19 protein-coding genes are annotated in these 18,652 nt (G+C 38.0%); 10 read left to right on the plus strand and 9 right to left on the minus strand.

The features are described 5' to 3' along the window. Positions 1 to 82 precede the first annotated feature (82 nt). From IHV10_RS07505 to IHV10_RS07520, 4 genes are all read left to right on the plus strand, one after another. The gene (locus IHV10_RS07505) at positions 83 to 871 is read left to right on the plus strand and encodes a polysaccharide deacetylase family protein (protein ID WP_197127984.1); all 789 of its coding nucleotides are present in this window, start codon (positions 83 to 85) and stop codon (positions 869 to 871) included. Between the two features lie 195 nt (positions 872 to 1,066). Further along, positions 1,067 to 1,798 carry a GntR family transcriptional regulator gene (locus tag IHV10_RS07510; RefSeq protein WP_197127985.1) on the plus strand — a complete coding sequence of 244 codons (732 nt, stop codon included), beginning with the start codon at positions 1,067 to 1,069 and terminating at the stop codon, positions 1,796 to 1,798. Positions 1,799 to 1,841: 43 nt separating this feature from the next. After that, positions 1,842 to 3,380, plus strand: a complete 1,539-nt coding sequence (gntK, locus tag IHV10_RS07515; RefSeq protein WP_197128243.1) for a gluconokinase — start codon at positions 1,842 to 1,844, stop codon at positions 3,378 to 3,380. Between the two features lie 17 nt (positions 3,381 to 3,397). Continuing rightward, positions 3,398 to 4,744: a GntP family permease gene (locus IHV10_RS07520; RefSeq protein ID WP_197127986.1), complete on the plus strand. Its 1,347-nt coding sequence runs from the start codon at positions 3,398 to 3,400 to the stop codon at positions 4,742 to 4,744. 75 nt (positions 4,745 to 4,819) lie between these two features. On the opposite strand, the gene IHV10_RS07525 is transcribed toward IHV10_RS07520, so the two are convergent. Together IHV10_RS07525 and IHV10_RS07530 are read right to left on the minus strand one after the other, a co-directional pair. After that, positions 4,820 to 5,884 carry a P1 family peptidase gene (locus tag IHV10_RS07525; protein ID WP_197127987.1) on the minus strand — a complete coding sequence of 355 codons (1,065 nt, stop codon included), beginning with the start codon at positions 5,882 to 5,884 and terminating at the stop codon, positions 4,820 to 4,822. A gap of 21 nt (positions 5,885 to 5,905) precedes the next feature. Next, positions 5,906 to 6,274: a MerR family transcriptional regulator gene (locus tag IHV10_RS07530; protein WP_197127988.1), complete on the minus strand. Its 369-nt coding sequence runs from the start codon at positions 6,272 to 6,274 to the stop codon at positions 5,906 to 5,908. Positions 6,275 to 6,382: 108 nt separating this feature from the next. Between IHV10_RS07530 and IHV10_RS07535 the strand changes: the two genes are divergently transcribed. From IHV10_RS07535 to IHV10_RS07545, 3 genes are all read left to right on the plus strand, one after another. After that, positions 6,383 to 7,144: an SDR family NAD(P)-dependent oxidoreductase gene (locus IHV10_RS07535; RefSeq protein ID WP_197127989.1), complete on the plus strand. Its 762-nt coding sequence runs from the start codon at positions 6,383 to 6,385 to the stop codon at positions 7,142 to 7,144. A 69-nt stretch (positions 7,145 to 7,213) separates the two neighbouring features. Next, positions 7,214 to 7,393 (plus strand): hypothetical protein, encoded by a 180-nt coding sequence (locus tag IHV10_RS07540; protein ID WP_197127990.1) that lies wholly within the window; start codon positions 7,214 to 7,216, stop codon positions 7,391 to 7,393. Positions 7,394 to 7,525: 132 nt separating this feature from the next. After that, positions 7,526 to 8,233: a DUF421 domain-containing protein gene (locus IHV10_RS07545; RefSeq protein WP_197127991.1), complete on the plus strand. Its 708-nt coding sequence runs from the start codon at positions 7,526 to 7,528 to the stop codon at positions 8,231 to 8,233. Between the two features lie 82 nt (positions 8,234 to 8,315). Here the strand turns inward: IHV10_RS07545 and msrA are convergent, their stop codons facing one another. Continuing rightward, positions 8,316 to 8,840, minus strand: coding sequence for a peptide-methionine (S)-S-oxide reductase MsrA (gene msrA, locus IHV10_RS07550; RefSeq protein ID WP_197127992.1), 525 nt, complete (start codon positions 8,838 to 8,840; stop codon positions 8,316 to 8,318). Positions 8,841 to 8,989: 149 nt separating this feature from the next. On the opposite strand from msrA, the gene IHV10_RS07555 reads away from it, so the two are divergent. Then, complete coding sequence (locus IHV10_RS07555; protein ID WP_197127993.1) at positions 8,990 to 10,828, plus strand: terpene cyclase/mutase family protein; 1,839 nt, start codon at positions 8,990 to 8,992, stop codon at positions 10,826 to 10,828. Here IHV10_RS07555 and IHV10_RS07560 read toward each other — a convergent pair. Genes IHV10_RS07560 through IHV10_RS07575 form a run of 4 tightly spaced genes read right to left on the minus strand, consistent with a single transcriptional unit; the run spans position 10,822 to position 14,795 of the window. Then, entirely contained in the window at positions 10,822 to 11,937 is a 1,116-nt protein-coding gene (locus tag IHV10_RS07560) for a GerAB/ArcD/ProY family transporter (RefSeq protein WP_197127994.1), read from the minus strand. The two genes, IHV10_RS07555 and IHV10_RS07560, sit on opposite strands and share 7 nt — an antisense overlap. Before the next feature lie 2 nt (positions 11,938 to 11,939). Continuing rightward, positions 11,940 to 12,098, minus strand: a complete 159-nt coding sequence (locus IHV10_RS07565; RefSeq protein WP_197127995.1) for a hypothetical protein — start codon at positions 12,096 to 12,098, stop codon at positions 11,940 to 11,942. Then, positions 12,085 to 13,296, minus strand: coding sequence for a Ger(x)C family spore germination protein (locus tag IHV10_RS07570; protein ID WP_197127996.1), 1,212 nt, complete (start codon positions 13,294 to 13,296; stop codon positions 12,085 to 12,087). Before IHV10_RS07570 ends, IHV10_RS07565 begins: the two co-directional genes overlap by 14 nt. Next, positions 13,293 to 14,795 carry a spore germination protein gene (locus IHV10_RS07575; protein ID WP_197127997.1) on the minus strand — a complete coding sequence of 501 codons (1,503 nt, stop codon included), beginning with the start codon at positions 14,793 to 14,795 and terminating at the stop codon, positions 13,293 to 13,295. The genes IHV10_RS07570 and IHV10_RS07575 overlap by 4 nt, the downstream gene beginning before the upstream one ends. A 228-nt stretch (positions 14,796 to 15,023) precedes the next feature. Between IHV10_RS07575 and IHV10_RS07580 the strand changes: the two genes are divergently transcribed. Next, the gene (locus tag IHV10_RS07580) at positions 15,024 to 15,722 is read left to right on the plus strand and encodes a GntR family transcriptional regulator (protein ID WP_197127998.1); all 699 of its coding nucleotides are present in this window, start codon (positions 15,024 to 15,026) and stop codon (positions 15,720 to 15,722) included. Then, positions 15,712 to 16,335: a sterol desaturase family protein gene (locus IHV10_RS07585; protein ID WP_231618145.1), complete on the plus strand. Its 624-nt coding sequence runs from the start codon at positions 15,712 to 15,714 to the stop codon at positions 16,333 to 16,335. The genes IHV10_RS07580 and IHV10_RS07585 overlap by 11 nt, the downstream gene beginning before the upstream one ends. 52 nt (positions 16,336 to 16,387) lie before the next feature. Here IHV10_RS07585 and IHV10_RS07590 read toward each other — a convergent pair whose 3' ends face one another. Together IHV10_RS07590 and IHV10_RS07595 are read right to left on the minus strand one after the other, a co-directional pair. Next, a complete protein-coding gene (locus IHV10_RS07590) occupies positions 16,388 to 16,945 on the minus strand; it encodes a cysteine dioxygenase (protein ID WP_197128000.1) in 558 nt (185 codons plus the stop codon). 140 nt (positions 16,946 to 17,085) lie between these two features. After that, positions 17,086 to 18,579, minus strand: coding sequence for an amidase (locus tag IHV10_RS07595; protein ID WP_197128001.1), 1,494 nt, complete (start codon positions 18,577 to 18,579; stop codon positions 17,086 to 17,088). Between the last annotated feature and the right edge of the window lie 73 nt (positions 18,580 to 18,652).

Here is an 18,652-nt window from a genome sequence, read left to right on the forward strand (position 1 = left end):
ACCTTGTATACAAATACAGCATTGTCATAAATCAGTTTCTCCTTACAAATACTATTGGTAACAAATTTTAGAATGAGGGCTCATGATGTCTACCATTGTAAAAATGATTGTTTCCATGTTTTTATGTCACATTCTTTTTTTCGGACCAAAAGTCAATGCAGGTGTAGTAAATCGTTTTGAAGTAGAGAAATATGGAGATGTAATCTGGGAAGTTCCTTCAAAAAAGAAACAAGTTGCGATTACATTTGACGATGGACCAGATCCCGTATACACCACTCAGATCTTAGATGTTCTTAAAAAGGAAGGTGTACATGCAACATTTTTTCTTATTGGAAAGCGGGTTGAGAAGTATCCAGAAATCGTAAAAAGAGAGCTAAAAGAAGGACATGAAATCGGCAACCATACGTATAATCACCCTAGTTTCCACACCATTTCAAGGCATAAAGTTGTGGTTGAAACAAGAAAGACCGAGCACCTTCTCGACCCTGCTCATCATTCAGATTACATAAAATTGTTTCGACCTCCAGGCGGAACAGTTACAGAGAACAGTCTAAAAGTCTTAAAAAAAGAAGGATACAAAGTTATCCTATGGTCTTGGCATCAAGATCCCCGCGATTGGACAAATCCAGGATCTGAAAGAATCGCCAGACACATCCTAACGAATTTAAAAAACGGAGATATTATACTTTTGCATGATTCTGGAGGTAATCGCAGTCAAACGGTTGCTGCATTAAAGATTATACTTCCCAAGCTTAAGGAAATGGGTTATGAAATTGTAACGGTTGATGAACTATTAAAAATGCACCCACGATACAATGAGTTCCATGAAACTGAAATGAAGAAAGAAGAAGTACCCTTATTAATCGAATAAAGAATGAAGAGAACAATTTTAATGATTAGATTGTTCTTTTCTTTTTTATTTAAACCTCCCTACTGATCACTTTGTTTAGACGCTTGCTCACTATTTGTTTTTAACATTAAATAAAAGCGCTTGCATTTTATAATCACTGTACTATAATACTACTTGTATACAAGTATACTCGTTCTACAAAAGGAGGTTATTAAGTTGAACGATTCTATGGAATTTCTTTATCCTGAAAAGTGGCTTTCCAAAGCTTCTACTGGGGAACGTGTCGCTTGTGAGCTGAGAATGCGGATTATCTCGGGACTCATTGAAAGCGGTACCACTCTTTCTGAAAATAAATTAGCTGCTGAATATAATGTAAGCCGCTCTCCTATACGAGAAGCACTTAAGGTTCTATCGAATGAAAACTTAATTCGTTTAGAGCGTATGGGTGCAGTTGTGGTCGGCTTAACTGAAAAAGAAATTGAAGAAATTTATGATGTTCGGCTTCTTATTGAGACGTTCGTGTTTGAACGACTTGTTAAAAACGACACGGCGCACGTTGTTAAAGAACTTACAAAAATTTTTGAGATGATGCAGATTGCAATTAAGTACAAAGATGCTGATGAGTTCGCTCTTCAGGATGTCTTGTTTCATGAAACAATTATTCGTTCTATCAACCATTCGTACATCACGATGATCTGGAACAATACAAAACCAGTTATGGAAAGCTTCATTTTATTATCCATGCGCATGCATTTCAATGAAAAGTACGATGACCTTTCTCGAATCATGAAAAACCATGAACTCTATATTGATGCGATTTCATCAAAAAATAGAGAAATTATGATTCAATCGCTGCATCAAAATTTTGATGATGTTCAAGGAAAAGTAGATGATTTATGGATGTCACAACAAATGCTATCGAAAGCACGGGAGCAAGAAAAGGAGTAAATAAATGATGGATATCGACGGTTCACAACATAGAAAAAGCTATATGATAGGAGTCGACATCGGAACTACAAGTACTAAAGCAGTGTTGTTTAATGAAAACGGTGAAATTCTTTCACAAGAAAACATTGGGTACCCGCTTCACACGCCTGATATTTCTACAGCGGTACAAGATCCAGAAGAAATTTTCCGAACGGTTTTGCAAACCCTTACAAATGTTATCAAACGTTCTTCTATTCCATCCAGCTCTATTTCGTTCATTTCATTTAGCAGTGCCATGCACAGCGTGATTGCAATGGATGAAGATGATCAGCCCTTAACACCTTGCATCACTTGGGCAGATAATCGCAGTGAAGCTTTGGCACGAAAAATAAAAACACAATGTAACGGACATGAGATCTATAAACGAACAGGCACTCCTATCCATCCGATGAGTCCATTAAGTAAAATCGCTTGGATTGTAAATGATCAGCCTGAAATCGCAGCAAGAGCAAAAAAATATATAGGGATTAAAGAATTCATTTTTCAGCGCCTATTTAACGAATATGTTGTTGATCATTCTCTAGCCTCAGCGATGGGGATGATGAATCTGAAAAAGCTGGATTGGGATGAAGAAGCTTTACGTGTTGCAGGAATTAATCGTAATCAATTATCAACCCTAGTCCCTACAACAACGATCTTCAATGATTGTCATCAAGATATAGCCAAGCAGATCGGAATCGATCCGAAAACAGCATTTATTATTGGAGCAAGTGATGGCGTGCTGTCAAACCTGGGTGTAGATGCGATTGGTAAAGGCGAAATAGCCGTAACTATTGGTACGAGTGGTGCGATACGTACAATCATTGATCAGCCAAAGACTGATGAGAAAGGCAGAATTTTTTGCTACGCACTAACAGAGAATCACTGGGTCATCGGTGGGCCAGTTAACAACGGCGGTGTTGTCCTGCGCTGGATACGGGATGAATTCGCAGCTTCAGAACTTGAAACAGCAAAGCGTCTAGGAATAGATCCTTATGAAATTTTAACTAAGATAGCAGAACGTGTGCGACCTGGAGCTGATGGTTTACTGTTTCACCCTTATCTCGCTGGTGAACGTGCTCCACTTTGGAATTCAGATGTTCGAGGATCTTTCTTCGGTCTAACGTTGTCTCATAAGAAAGAACATATGATTAGAGCTGCACTTGAAGGAGTGATCTATAACCTTTATACCGTTTATTTGGCTTTGGTTGAATGTATGGATGAACCTGTGAGCCGAATCCAAGCGACTGGTGGCTTTGCTCGATCAGAAACTTGGCGTCAGATGATGTCAGATATTTTTGATACAGAGGTAGCGGTGCCAGAGGTTTACGAAAGTTCTTGCTTAGGGGCATGTATTCTAGGGTTATATGCAACAGGAAAAATAGAATCGTTTGAAGCGGCTTCAAAAATGATCGGGAGTACATATACTCACTCTCCAAATAAAGAAGCGGTAAAAGAATATAGAGAATTGTTACCCATATTTATCAGTCTATCTAGAAAACTTGAAGAAGATTATTCACGTATTGCAACGTATCAAAGAAGTTTAATCACTAGAGAAAATTAGTATTAGGGGGATCTATCATGCCATTATTTATCGTAGCTTGTGGAATTTTAGCATTGTTATTATTGATCATGTATTTCAAATTAAACACATTCATTTCTTTAATCATCATATCATTCGGTGTTGCATTAGCACTAGGTATGCCACTTGGAGAAATTGTTAAATCCATTGAAGCAGGTCTTGGTGGAACGCTCGGTCATTTGGCGTTAATCTTCGGTCTAGGTGCCATGCTAGGTAAACTGATTGCAGATGCCGGCGGTGCTCAGCGGATTGCTATCACACTCATTGAGAAATTCGGGGAAAAGAAAATTCAATGGGCGATTGTTGTTGCTTCTTTCATTATAGGTATCGCTTTATTCTTTGAAGTAGGTCTTGTTCTATTAATTCCGATCGTTTTTGCTATTTCAAAACAATTACGCGTTTCCATTCTTTATCTAGGTATTCCAATGGTAGCAGCTCTTTCAGTAACACACGGATTCTTACCTCCTCACCCAGGGCCAACGGTAATTGCAGGAGAATTTGGTGCTAATATTGGTGAAGTATTGCTTTATGGTTTTATTATTGCGATCCCTACTGTAATTCTTGCAGGACCAGTATTTACAAAGATTGCAAAAAAGATTGTTCCTGACTCATTCAACAAAACAGGAAATATCGCTTCACTAGGTGAACAGAAAGTATTTAAATTAGAAGATACACCTTCATTTGGTATCTCAGTGTTTACAGCGATGCTTCCAGTTATTTTAATGTCTATCGCTACTGTAATCACACTTGTTCAGAACACGATGGGTATTGCAGACTCAAAATCATTTGAAGTGATCCGCTTTGTTGGTGACGCATCTACTTCCATGCTGATCTCATTACTCGTAGCTGTTTATACGATGGGATTAGCTACAAATATACCGATTAAAACAGTTATGGATTCATGTACGACAGCTATCACTCATATCGGAATGATGCTATTAATCATCGGTGGAGGCGGAGCCTTCAAACAAGTATTGATCAACGGTGGCGTTGGCGATTATGTAGCTGAGTTGTTCAAAGACACTACGTTCTCCCCGATTTTACTAGCATGGATTATCGCAGCCATCCTTCGAATTTCGTTAGGATCTGCAACGGTAGCTGCATTAACAACAGCGGGTCTAGTCATCCCATTATTAGGTCAAACCGATGTTAACCTTGCGTTAGTTGTCCTTGCAACAGGAGCTGGTAGTTTAATAGCATCACACGTGAATGATGCAGGCTTCTGGATGTTCAAAGAGTATTTTGGCTTAAGTATGAAAGAAACGTTTGCAACATGGACTTTATTAGAAACCATTATTTCAGTGGCTGGATTAGGTTTCATCCTTCTATTAAATCTATTTGTATAACAAATGTAAGAAATCCCTATCGAATAATCTTCGATAGGGATTTCTTTATGTATTGTGCGTTGTAAGCTTTAATTATCATTCCGATAATTGTATATCGAATTCTTCTAGAAGATCTTTGAACGCTGGCCGTTCATTCCCGTCTCGGCCTTTGACATGTGTAGCTGTTACTAGCGAGTTTAACACTGCTTCTTCTACAGCTTCTCCAACAGCACGAAATGCTAGATCCATATCTTCTTCATGTATCGTTGGAATCATAGTAATCTGATTCGGTTTATTATGAGGAATCTTAGTTGCTGTCGAAAAACCAATCACCACTTCCCCGCTGCCGTGCGTAATAATCGAACCCGTTCTTGACAAACCTGTCACAGATCTCTTAATAATTCGGTTCAGTTGTCTTTCAGAAACGGGTAGATCTGTAGCTACGATAATCATGACAGATCCTTTGTCCTTTTCTTCCCACAATTTTAGTAAAGCTTCCTTTAATTCTTGTCCGATAGCTCTACCGTTTATCAGCAGGTCGCTTAATATGCCGAAGTTTGACAATACAAGTACTCCAATCGTAAACGTTTCATTGTCGATTGAAAAACATCTTGAAGACGTACCGATTCCACCTTTTAAGGAATAGCAAAGCATTCCCGTTCCTGCTCCAACACTACCTTCCTTTACTTCCTTTCCAGCATTTTCTATAGCTTTTACGACATGATCTCTTTTTACAAATTGTGCTCTTACATCATTCAAAAACATGTCATTACATTCACCAACGATAGGGTTTACTGTACCTGTTGTCTGGCCAATCTCAGGATTCTTATCTAACATATATTGAATTAAGGCATCTGCGGCGGTTCCTATACTCAACGTGTTAGTCAGTATGATAGGAGTTTCTAACACCCCTAGTTCTTTCATCTGAATGGTTCCCATCGTTTTCCCGAATCCATTGATCACATGACTCGAAGCGATAAGTTTGTCCATAAATGTATTTCCATCATGAGGAATGATGCTAGTAACCCCTGTTTGCATAGCTCCTTCGCTTAGCGTTACATGCCCTACTGTAACTCCTTCGACATCTGTAATTGAGTTAAAAGCCCCGGTTTCTATCTTACCAATCTTCACCCCGAAATCTCTAATCCGTTTCTGTGTCATGTAAGTAGCACCTCCTTATTTTTAGTTGAAATCTTGCTTACGAAGATATTCTTCATATGCTGATATCTTTTTACGCAACATATTATCAATTTCCATTAATACTTGTATCTGGTTTTGAACATGATCTTGGTGATTTTTTAATAAGTTCAACCTCTTATGAGTAGTTTGATCACCCTGTAAAAATAAAGAAGCATATTCCTGAATCTGAGCAAGCGGCATTTTCGTTTCTTTAAGTTTGATAACAAAACGCAGCCATTGAACATGGTATTCAGAGTAACGTCGATCACCACGAACTGTTCGCTCTGGTGAAATAATCTTTTCTTTTTCATAAAATCGCAGAGTATGTGTACTAATGTTAAGGAGTTTAGCAACTTCTCCAATGGTATACATGTCTATCACTCCAACTGATATCTAGTTTCTTGACTTAGAGTTTACTCTAATCAGTATAATAAAACACAAGAGGAATTACCAAATGAATAAATTTGAGGAGTGATTTTAATGAAATACACAGTAATTACGGGAGCGAGCTCTGGAATTGGATACGAAACGGCACTTGCATTTGCTGCTAGAGGTAAGAATTTAATTATTGCAGCTCGGAGAAAAGAAGAATTAGAGCAACTTAGAGCAAACGTATTGTCTATGTATCCAGATCTTGACGTTGTTGTTTACACAGTTGATCTATCAATAACCTCTAAAGTACATGATTTCTATGAAAGTCTTAAGGAACATGAGATTGAAACTTGGATTAACAATGCGGGCTTTGGGAACTTCGCTTCAGTTGGAGAGCAAAATTTAGATAAAATTGAAACGATGATTCATTTAAATATTGAAGCATTAACCGTTCTTTCTTCTCTTTATGTTAGAGATTATGCTGAGGTTGAAGGAACACAGCTTATCAACATATCTTCTGGCGGAGGCTACACGATTGTTGCAGACGCCGTAACGTATTGTGCATCCAAATTTTATGTGAGTGCCTTTACAGAAGGACTCGCACAAGAATTAAAGAGTAAAGGACAAGCCATGCAAGCAAAAGTGTTAGCTCCAGCTGCTACGGAAACAGAATTTGCAAAGCGTTCCATGGATCTCGACGAGTTTCAATATGAAGGAACAGTTCCTAAATTTCATACAAGTAAAGAGATGGCGGATTTTTTGCTGAATTTATATGATAGCGAAAAAGTTGTGGGTATCGTTGATGGTGAAACCTATGAATTTCACTTAAAAGACCCAATCTATCCGTATGCAGCTAGACAAAGAAAATAGTCTTACCACCTCTGAATTATGATAGACTGAATCAAGAAGATTAAGAAGTCTCCTGTTGGAGGTATGCACATGTATTCAAGCGAGATAAGAACAAAGAACCACGATCGAAAAAATGTGAATACTACTTTAAGCAATTCGTTATACACTGAAATTAAGATATTAGCTAAAAAACTTGATAAACCAGCGAATGAACTTATTGAAGAAGGTATGGTTCATGTATTGAATCAGTATAAAAAGAACAAGAAGTAAGCAAGAAAACGCACAGGAATGATTCTGTGCGTTTTTTTTATAACTCTTAACAATTAAATCGACTTAAATCACAATAAGTTGGATAAAAAGATAAGGTAGTATTTAAATTGTTGTTTCAGGGATGTGACCTACTTGAATCCTTATGTTGATGTAATTATTCGATCTATAATTGCCTTTTTTTCTATATTTTTTGCTGCTCGTATTTTAGGCAAACAAACCGTTTCAAGAATGACGATCTTTGATTTTATCGCTGTCGTCACGCTTGGTTCTGTCACTGCAAACTTAGCATTTGCCTTAGAAGTAAAAGCGCGTTATATCTTTCTCGTGTTCTTCATCTTTGTTCTTCTGATCTATCTTTCTGCATTTCTTTCCTTAAAGAGTAAAAGAGCTCGCAAATACGTAGCAGGAGATCCGACTGTCGTTATTGAGAACGGAAAAATATTAGAGCATAATATGAGGAAAATGCGTTACACCCTTGATTATTTAAATCAGCAACTTAGGCAAAAAGATATTTTCTCCATAGACGATGTAGACTACGCACTCGTTGAGAATAACGGACTTCTCTCTGTAAAGAAAAAAGAAGCGCACCTTGCTGTCACCCGTAAAGACTTACATATCTTTAAAGAAGAAGTGAAGCTCCCCATCGAGTTGATGATGGATGGTGAGATTCTACTGAACAACTTAAAAGAGAATAACATCTCTAAAGAATGGCTGTTATCGGAACTCAAGAAACGTAATCTTACAATTGAAAGTGTAGTTTATGCACTACTTACTAGCAACAATAAATTGTATATAGATATCCATGACGATAAACTACATTCTCCTATGGATGTTGAGTGATTCTCTCCATACGTCCTTTGTATAAAAAGAGAGATTCTAATAAAAGCCGCTTTAAAGTTTACATAATAATATTACAGTCCTCTTATTTCCAATTCTGCTCAATGAAAGTGTCTCTGCCTGAAGTTTCGCGCTCTTCTTTATATGCTTTTGGGTTTTTCTTGTAAAAATCTTGATGATACTCTTCAGCTTCATAAAACACGCTTGCTGGTAAAATTTCTGTTACGATCGGCTTTTTAAACTTTCCGCTTTCTTCTAAATTCTTTAAAGATTGTTCGGCAAGTTCTCTTTGTTCTTCCGTATGATAAAAGATCGCCGTTCTATATTGTGTTCCTCGGTCGATAAACTGTCCTTCATCATCCGTTGGATCAATTTGCGGCCAATACAGATCTAACAATTTTTGATACGGAAAAACCTCCGGATCAAATGTGATTTGAACCGCTTCACGATGCCCGGTCTCACCTGTTTTAATCTGTTCATAGGTTGGGTTGTTAAGTTCTCCACCTGTGTAACCAGATACGATACCATGAATGCCAGGTAGCTCATCGAACGGTTTGACCATACACCAAAAGCAACCCCCTGCGAATGTTGCAAGCTGTTTATTACTCAAACTAATTCCTCCTAAAAACAAAAACTCAATTCATAAAAAGATTTTATCGTGATAATTCAAAAAAGAACAGTGATTGCACTTACCTGTTCATAGGATAACCTATATACGACATACACTGTAAGCACTATGGATAAAGTGCGGTGAGGAATTTGAATTTTAATTTTATTGAAATTGAATCAGAAATTTATAAACGGTGTAATGAGCTTCTTTCCCTCCAAAAAACGGATGGAACTTGGCGTTTTTGTTTTGAGAATTCTGTGATCACAGATGCGTATATGCTCATTTTATTACGAACCATAGACTACAAAAATGAAAACCTTATTAAAAGGATAACCAATCGAATCCTTTCCAAACAGTCTCACGATGGCTTATGGCGTATATATCCTGATGAGGAACCGGCGAATTTGTCAGCTACGATCCAAGCCTATATAGCTCTTTTGTATTCAAAGCTCCCTCCACACACTGAAGAATCACTTCAAAACGCCAAACAATTCATTCTAAATAATGGTGGATTAAAAAATGCTGACCTTTTAACAAAAGTCTTTTTAGCTATGAACGGTTTATATCACTGGCCAGAGCTACCAATCGATCCAGCCATTCTCTTTTCACTGCCTCTTACTTCTCCCATTAACCGTTATGATATCAGCAGCTATGCTAGAGCCCACTTTGCTCCTGTTCTGTTAATGATTGAAGGTAAAAAGAAACTAACTTCAAGCTACACACCTGATCTATCAGTATCATTAGGAAAATCAGATCAAGGTTCCAACATTGAAGATTGGATAAATCTGTTCTCCTTGTTGAACATAAGAGAATCTTACATGAAAACGAAGAAAGAAAATATACTTTCATACATTCAAAACCATATCGAACCTGATGGAACACTTCTTAGTTATGGGTTAACCACTATTTTCATGGTTTACGGTCTGCTTTCAGAAGGATTTAATACATCATCACCGGTTATTCAAAACGCTCTGAACGGGTTGATGAATATGTTTTGTGAGGTAGATGATACGTTGCATCTGCAAAATTCACCATCCACTACATGGGATACGTCTCTCATGCTTTATACATTGCTTGAAGCGGGTGTTCCACATACAAACGCCCACGTATTAAAAGGAGCAAGATTTCTACTTACACAACAGCAGAATAAATATGGTGATTGGTCTGTTCATAATCCTGATGCAATCCCAGGAGGCTGGGGCTTTTCTATAGGTAATACGCAGCACCCAGATCTAGATGATACTCAAGTGTCACTCCGTACCACTGCGCAATACTGTCGTACCCACTCTTCTTATTATTCAAGCTATGAAAAAGGGCTTGGATGGCTTCTATCTATGCAGAACGATGATGGCGGATGGGCAGCCTTTGAAAAGAATACAAATCGTTATCTAATCGGAAGCCTACCCATAAAGCACGCAAAAGACGCTCTAGTTGATCCATCCACTCCAGATATTACAGGCAGGATTCTAGAATTCTTAGGAAATTATCACGGCATGAATCAAGATCATCTCTCAATAACAAAAGGTGTGAACTGGCTACGAGCGAATCAAGAATTAGATGGTTCATGGTATGGACGATGGGGAGTTTGTTATATTTATGGGACATGGGCTGCTGTTACAGGTTTAATCGCCTGTGGCGTTCACAAAAATGATAAAGAAATTCAAAAAGCGAAAAACTGGTTGTTATCGATTCAAAATAAAGATGGAGGTTGGGGCGAGTCTTGTAAGAGTGATACGAAGAGAATGTATGTTAGCCTAAACAAAAGTACACACTCTCAAACAGCTTGGGCGCTTAACACATTAACGGCTATCTCGGACCAGCCTAATCTCAGTATGAAAAAAGCTGTTAATTGGTTGCTAACTAAAAAGAAAGAAGCCAGCTATCCAACAGGAGCCGGCTTACCTGGCGCTTTTTATATCCATTACCATAGTTATGATAAAATCTGGCCGTTACTTGCGCTCTCTCACTATTATAGAAAATACTATTGAGTGGAATCATTTGCATCCTGATCCATATTCTTATCCTTCTTTCGCAAAATACCTATACCTAACACAACAAGTAAGATCAGATATAAAGTAAACCACCATAATGTCCAATTTCTCCCTACAAAATCTGTAAATTCCATTGTATTCGTGTGCATATGGTTACTCAACGCCCATATTAATAATCCGGCTGGAAGTAAAAAGGGATGATAGTTCGGAAACTTAGATAGATGCTGTAATCCCTTTAGTGCTGTAAATAGACAAATGACAATCTTAACAAGAATTCCAAATATCCATACAACACCAATGATGACCTCTACTCTCTCAAAAATATTGATGATTGAAATATCTCTCATCAACTCATAAGTAGGATAACTTTGCCGTTTAACCATATAAGCTCCTTCAACACCTACAGCAATAAATACGGTTAAGATAAGAGCTAATCCTCCAAACAAGATTCCTCCCAGATAGTTCTTAGAGAGTTTTTCTTTGTTTTTCACATAAGTGAGAACACTTCCTAAAAGAATGATCTCGATGAATGGAAATCCAGTCGTCGTATACGCACCTTGTGAAATTTTTAACATCCCTTGTTCGAAAAAAGGCTGCAAGTGTGAAAATCTGAATTGATTCGTAGTAAGGGCTAACGAACAAATGAAAAAGAGAATCATAAAAGGCGTTAAAAACTCATTTACACGACCAATGTTATTTAATCCATAAAAGCAGGAATATGCTGCAAGTAGAACGATCATAATCTGAAAAGTCCATGGACTTGACTCTGGTATAACATTTGAGATCATAAAGTTACTAAGGTTTCTAACCACATAGGAAGCTAAATGTAGAGCATAAAAGATGATGATAATATTTAATATCGTGCCAACTACCTTACCTCCAGCTACTTCGGTGATACGAAAAATAGAGCGAAACTGGTACCGTTTAAGAATCAATATCCAAATAATGTTTAGGGTCAAACCGATTATTACCGCAAATAACATAGAAATCCATGCATCCTGAGCAGAGAAAAAAGCGGTTAAGTTAGGTGCCATTAGCAAGGAACTACCCATTATAAAACTGATTACGATTAAAACAAGCTGCCATCGATTTATAGTATGGTTCATGTTTATCCTCCAAACATCAGTTTATATAGTGGTGAATATATAGCATCGATCCATTTTGAAAAAGGAAGCCATTGTCTATTGGAGAGGAATGCTGCCACATTCAACATTGAAAAAATCCAAAAAGTCGTAAGTGTAATACGATAGGGTTTATTTTTGCTCATGAATGGTTTCCACCCTCGCTCCTACAGATTCAAGTTTTATGGATACATTTGTTTCTAGTTCCGCATCGGAAAACTCTTCACTCCAATTTTCTTTGTATTTCTTCCAGACTTCAGGATGCTTATTATAAAGCAACTTCCCTAATCCAAAAACATCCGTCTTTTCTTTCTGTGCCTTTTTCACCGTGCTTTTTATATGACGTGCTAGCTCCTCATTTACTCGTTTTTCCATCTCGATAAGGGTCCTTGGATCACCAACATCGACTGCACATGTCACTTCTTGTAGAATGGCTTTCCCTTTTACATTTACTACATATTTCAAATGACCATTTGTGTAATGAACCTTTGTTTTAGAGTCAACGTCTTTTACCATGAATCCTACGTTACCTTTCTGACTATCACATTTGTGACTCAAAATAAAAATATCCTTTACTCTTTGATTGATAATAGACCAACCTCTCGTTTGATCATTGTTCAACCAGGTCACCATTTTTTCTTTGTTGAAGACAGCCAGTCCAGTAATTCGATAAGTTTTATCATTTGCATTTATATTTTCTAAATTGGATGTTTCGCTTTGACTATCATTTATCTGAACAATTTCTACGCCTTGAATGACCGGATCCCTAAATTCACCATATCGCCAACGAACGACATCTTTCTCCTTAATTCCATCTGATATACCAGTAGAGGTGGCAGCTAAGCGCACTCTGTTCTTTAATGATTCACCAGGGTTCTTAAAGATTGGCGTATAAATAGAGAGAATATTTTTGGCAGTCGAATTTTTTGCAACAAACATGATGAGATTATCCCGAACTTCATGGTTTCGCTCCATAAAATCAAATAATGGAGCTAACCCTTCGGTCCTTGCATATTTTTCACCAATAATGACACTTGTAATATGTGAAAAAAGCAATTTTCGAGGTAAAATGTTTCTTCCTTTTTCAACAGCATCATAAAGGGTCTCACCTGAAACGGTATACGTGTAAACCGATCCCCCAGATCCTCCTGATGGTGCACCACCTTGCCCACCTGCTGTGCCTCCTGGATTCACCACTTGAAAATGAACGATCGTTTTATTCTTTTTATAATCCACACCAATAGAGGATACAATTAGGAGTTCGTTAAGCTCTACTCGACCAGCACATCCAGATAGTATCAATGAGAATGAGATGATTACAGCAACTATATTCCATCTCCTCATGATTTTTTTACCCATTTTCTATGCAGTTTCGTTTGTGTCCACCATAAAGGTAGACGGAGTAGGCTGTCTTTTTGTTTTCCCGATTGAAACGGCGCTAACGGTGAGAAGTAAGGTTTTCCCATGGACGTTAGCGAACATAGGTGGATCAGTAGACCAATCATGAAAAAAATCATTCCAAAAATGCCTGTTGTTGCTGCTAAAATCATTAGTACGAACCTTAGCAAACGTGCAGCACCACTAAACCCATAATAAGGTGAGACGAAGCTTGAAATTGCTGTCAATGAAACGACAATTACGATAGCTGGGGAAACAAGTCCTGCGGCTACAGCAGATTCACCGATTACAATCGCTCCTACAATCGAAACAGCAGAACCAATTGGACGGGGCATTCGAATACCGGCTTCACGCAAGATTTCAAAGATTGTTTCCATAACAAGTGCTTCAACGAATGCTGGAAACGGTACACCTTCTCTTTGAGCGGCTAAACTTACTAGAAGATTAGTGGGAACCAACTCTTGATGAAAGGTAGTGACAGCAATATATGCCGCCGGAAGTGCTAATGATATCATGAAAGAGATAACCCGAATCACACGAATAAAGCTTGAAAGATCAAAGTGATGGTAATAATCTTCAGCCGCTTGGAAAAAAGATATAAAGGTTGTTGGTGTGATAAGGACAAATGGTGTACCCTCGAACATGATTACAACGTTACCTTCAGATAGTGCTGCAGCTGCTACATCTGGTCGTTCTGTAGATTGAAAGGTAGGAAAAGGAGAGTATCCGTTCTCATCGATTAATTCTTCAAGCATTCCACTTTCGAATATTTTGTCAGTGTTTAGATTCGATACCCTTTTTATCACTTCTTGTAAGACTTCTTGATCGACCTGGCTTTCCAGATAGGAAACTAAAATCGTTGTTTTCGTTATTTTTCCTACTTCAAACGGCTTAAAGCGTAAAGTAGGGTTTGAGATTCGGCGTCTCAGCAAGGTTGTATTGGTCTGAAGCGTTTCAATAAATCCTTCACGTGGACCTCTTACCATTGTTTGTGCTTCAGGTTCTTCTACACCGCGTGTCTCCCACGTTTCAAGGGGAATAGAGTATGCCTCTGTCATCCCATCTACAAAAATAATGACCTGGCCTTTTAAGACAGGGGTTATGATCAAATCGAAATGAGGACATGGACTTATCATTGCAGAAACTTCTGTTTGATGTATAAGTTCTTTCGGTTGTAACGTTTTATTTGCTAGTTGTGTGCGTTTTATAGGCTCAATAATGGATAATTCAAGTTGTTGTTTGTTGATCAATCCTTCGATGTAACAAATGCCAAAAGGAATAGGCATCTCTAAAAACTCTACGATTTTTACATCGATACTCTCTCCCAGAATGTTCTTGATTTCTGCTACATTCGTCTTTAGATCAGAGGATACATGAAGATGGTCATAATTTTTAGTTGATGAAGAGGAATCGTGACGTTTTCTTTTGAAAAATTGCTGGCTCATCTCTTTCCCTCCTTCTAAATCATTGATGTTCTCAGCTTTTGTAACTGCCTTCTGTTTTATACAGTCTAGGTAAATGGCAAGACACAAAAACCACCTGCATCTAAGGACAGGTGGTTTTTAGAATCATGATTGATTTTGAATAATGTCATGAAACTCAACTGCATTCATATATTTGGTAATACCAACATCAATAATTGGTATTACCATAAGAATGAGGTGTAACTTACCATGAACAAGCGTTCTTCCGAAATGATTGGCCAACAAATCATCCAATCCATTCTACAAGGAAAAATAGAAATTCATGAATCAATCCCTTCTGAAAGAGATTTATCATCGATTTACAATGTAGGAAGACCAACAATTAGAGAGGCTTTGCAGCGATTAGAGCGGGATGGCTGGATCGTTTTTCACAAGGGAATGCCAGCCACGGTAAATGAATATTGGAAACAAGGAAACTTAATGACGATCGTTACCATTCTTCAACTGCAAGACGAAATTCCTGATGAATTTATTGTGTATATGCTTGAACTTAGGGTTTCTTTAACCCCAACATATATAAAAGATGCGGTTAAATATAACCGAGTAAAACTAATATCTTTGTTTTCATCTCTGGATGAATTGAAAGATGAACCAGCTTCATATGCTCTTTTTGATTATCATCTGCAGCAAGAAATGGCTCAATTATCTCCTAACCCGATCTATTGCCTAATCCTGAATAGCTTTAAAGATGTTTATTACAGAATGGCACTCCAATACTTCGAAGATTCCTCTTCTCGATCGTTATCTAAACAGTATTACGTAGCCCTGTTAGAATCAATATTAATCGGTGACATTGAAGGAACTGAAAAAATAACGCAATCCATGATGGAAGATAGTCTAAATCTTTGGAAGAAAAAGATGAATGGAGGAAAGAACAATGAAGAGTAAAGGAATATATCGAGATTTTTTCTTGCATTTTGATATAGTAGTTATGATAATTATTTTCTTCTTAATAACCAGCTTTCTGTTTACGATGAACCTTACGACAACAGTTCTACTTTTCTTTCCACTAGGTATTTTGATTTACATGTTCAGCGAATATCTCACGCATCGTTTTTTCTTTCATATTAAAGCACCTAAAAATACAATTCTGTTCAAATTAATAAAGAGATTACACTATGATCATCATAAAAAGCCAAATGAATTAAAGTTGTTATTCCTGCCAATTTGGTATAGCATCCCTAGCCTCTTTCTTTTATCCACCCTCTTTTTTTTCTTCACACAAGCAATTCAGTACACCTTGTCTTTTTCTATCGGTCTTTTATTTATGTTTTTCGTCTATGAATGGAAACATTATGTGGCTCATAGGCCGCTGAAACCGAAAACCAGGTTTGGCAGATGGATTAAGAAGACACATACTTTGCATCATTATAAGAACGAGAACTATTGGTACGGCGTTTCAACTCCCTTTATCGATGTATTGTTTGGGACGTTAAAGGATGAAAAAGAGGTGGAATTGAGCGATACTGCTAAAGACTTAGAAAAAAGGAGTAAAGAGTGAATAGAATAAGTCCAATTAAACTTTTCCTTTAATTGGACTTCGTATCAGTTACTCAAGAATTCAACTGTATCTCTTTTAACTTTTGTCGCTGCTCATCTGGCCACCATGCTCCGCAATCATCAGAGACGATACACACTGAACATTTTTCAAGATCATATACTTTCATACCACTAATGGGTGGCGAATAGAGGTGGAGTGTGACAAGAGCGCTATTTTCTTCAGCCTTCATCTTATGGATTCCTCTTTTAGGTGCGTAGAAAATCTGGTCTTTAGTGTGAGTCGATGTAAATAATTCAGAAGGCAACCCATTTTCACTAATCTCATAAACAGTATTTTCGGAAGAACCACTTAGCACTTTGATCCATCCTTGAGAAAAACCGTGATCATGCGGAGCACACTCTAATTGTGACCAATTCATTACCAATAATTCTACATCTTCGTTCTGATATAACAGCTTTCTATAATACGGTTTACTCTCTGAAATTTTAAGTTCTGTTTGAACATCCTCGAGCTCTATATTTAAAGAAATCAACGCTGTCTTGAGATCTTCCTTTGAAGGATCGCTTAATAAGTCGAGTATGTTCATTGACTTTTGAATCGTTCTCACCATGTTACCTCCTTCTAAAGTTTATTAAGAATGAAAGATAGCGAAGAACCCCTCTTATTGTATGAACATGAACTTGCCACTTATGTGAATGATAGTAAATTTTGTTCGCTAATAAAAAAATCGCCTAGCAGGTGCTAGACGATTTAAAATAAAGGATTTTGACGCACATCTATCCAATGTTCCGATTGTTCAAGCTCTCCAGCTAATTGCAGCAACAAATTCTCGTGACCTCTTGCCGCAATGACCTGCACTCCTATCGGTAGTCCATCTTCTGTAAGATGCATCGGAACGGACATAGCCGGTTGTCCAGTCAGATTCGCCAACTGAGTGAAAGGAGTTCTAGCAAGATTTTTTCGAGCAATCTGATCGACGATTCCTGCCTTTTTTAATAACCCACCAAGACCGGTTCTACCAACAGTACGAATAAGAAATTGTTCAGAAGCGGTCGGCTGAAGTTCTCCAATCATAGCCGGGGGAAAAGCCGTCGTAGGCGTTATGTAAAAATCATAAGTTTCATGAAAGGTCTCCATCTGGAGAGCTGCAATATCCCATTCTCTAATACTGAGTACAAATTCTTCTGCTGAAGTTGCTTTTCCTAGCAAAGCAAGCAGCCAAGTAGAAGGTTCTACATCTCGGTAGGTCACTTTTCGGCCAAGAATACTTTCTAGAGACGTTAAAGTAGCCGCCGTTTCACCAAAGTACATTGTTAAATAACTTTTTGCTAGCTTAAGCCCATCAACAGGAGCATCAACTTCTTCCACATCGTGCCCCATAGACTCTAATATTCTTGCAGAATTAAGCACTGCATCTCGACATTCAGGATGAACTTCTGTTTTGATCGGCGATGTAACAGAAAAAGCAATTCTTAACTTCCCATCAATTGGAGTACTAGAAGCATCTAGGAAACTGCCTTTATATTTTGGAGTATAAAAGGCACCTGCTTTCTCATGACCATGCAATTGATCCAGCATGGCAGCACTGTCTCTAACGGTTCGTGTTAGGACGTGTTCAGCTGACGCTCCTTGCCAGGAACGGCCTAAGTTAGGACCGACGGGGGTTCTTCCTCTTGTTGGTTTTAATCCAAACAAACCACAATAAGATGCCGGAATTCGAATGGAACCACCTCCATCATTAGCACCGGCAAAAGGAACCATACCAGAGGCGACAGCAGCTGCTGAACCTCCACTTGAACCGCCAGGCGTATGTTTCAGATTCCATGGATTCCGGGTTGGACCGTACTGAACGGGTTCGGTATAAGCGACTAACGCAAACTCCGGAACGTTCGTCTGGCCGACTAATACAACGCCAGCTTTTCTTAATCTTCGTACATATTCAGAATCTATCTTTGCCCGGTAAGAAAGGAAAGCTTTCGAGCCAGCAGTAATCGGTTCACCTTCCACCTCTTGTGAAATATTTTTTAACAGCGTAGGTACACCTGCAAACAGTCCACTTTGTTCATTGTCAGCCATCACCCGTGCCTTTTCATACATCGTATTTATAACAGCATTGATTTTCGGATTTAGAGTATCAATCCTTTTGATGGACTCTTCAAGCAGTTCAATCGGCTGGACTTCTTTTTTTCTAACTAACTCTGCAAGCCCTAATCCATCATAATCTTTGTAATTGAACCCTTTCATCTACTTCACTCCTGAACTTTGATGAGTATGACTTAAAAATCATTGTTTAATAGAATTTGTGCATCTCAAGGAA

Origin of the sequence: Fictibacillus sp. 5RED26 (genome assembly GCF_015903895.1) — a bacterium.
Taxonomy (GTDB): Bacteria; Bacillota; Bacilli; order Bacillales; family Fictibacillaceae; genus Fictibacillus; species Fictibacillus phosphorivorans.

Excerpts from the sequence above, each read along its gene's own strand:
- IHV10_RS07505 (WP_197127984.1), top strand. The coding sequence starts at position 83 with ATGATGTCTACCATTGTAAAAATGATTGTTTCCATGTTTTTATGTCAC.
- gntK (WP_197128243.1), top strand. The coding sequence starts at position 1,842 with ATGATAGGAGTCGACATCGGAACTACAAGTACTAAAGCAGTGTTGTTT.
- IHV10_RS07520 (WP_197127986.1), top strand. The coding sequence starts at position 3,398 with ATGCCATTATTTATCGTAGCTTGTGGAATTTTAGCATTGTTATTATTG.
- IHV10_RS07525 (WP_197127987.1), bottom strand. The coding sequence starts at position 5,884 with ATGACACAGAAACGGATTAGAGATTTCGGGGTGAAGATTGGTAAGATA.
- IHV10_RS07530 (WP_197127988.1), bottom strand. The coding sequence starts at position 6,274 with ATGTATACCATTGGAGAAGTTGCTAAACTCCTTAACATTAGTACACAT.
- IHV10_RS07535 (WP_197127989.1), top strand. The coding sequence starts at position 6,383 with ATGAAATACACAGTAATTACGGGAGCGAGCTCTGGAATTGGATACGAA.
- IHV10_RS07540 (WP_197127990.1), top strand. The coding sequence starts at position 7,214 with ATGTATTCAAGCGAGATAAGAACAAAGAACCACGATCGAAAAAATGTG.
- IHV10_RS07560 (WP_197127994.1), bottom strand. The coding sequence starts at position 11,937 with ATGAACCATACTATAAATCGATGGCAGCTTGTTTTAATCGTAATCAGT.
- IHV10_RS07565 (WP_197127995.1), bottom strand. The coding sequence starts at position 12,098 with ATGAGCAAAAATAAACCCTATCGTATTACACTTACGACTTTTTGGATT.
- IHV10_RS07570 (WP_197127996.1), bottom strand. The coding sequence starts at position 13,296 with ATGAGGAGATGGAATATAGTTGCTGTAATCATCTCATTCTCATTGATA.
- IHV10_RS07575 (WP_197127997.1), bottom strand. The coding sequence starts at position 14,795 with ATGAGCCAGCAATTTTTCAAAAGAAAACGTCACGATTCCTCTTCATCA.
- IHV10_RS07580 (WP_197127998.1), top strand. The coding sequence starts at position 15,024 with ATGAACAAGCGTTCTTCCGAAATGATTGGCCAACAAATCATCCAATCC.
- IHV10_RS07585 (WP_231618145.1), top strand. The coding sequence starts at position 15,712 with ATGAAGAGTAAAGGAATATATCGAGATTTTTTCTTGCATTTTGATATA.
- IHV10_RS07590 (WP_197128000.1), bottom strand. The coding sequence starts at position 16,945 with ATGGTGAGAACGATTCAAAAGTCAATGAACATACTCGACTTATTAAGC.
- IHV10_RS07595 (WP_197128001.1), bottom strand. The coding sequence starts at position 18,579 with ATGAAAGGGTTCAATTACAAAGATTATGATGGATTAGGGCTTGCAGAG.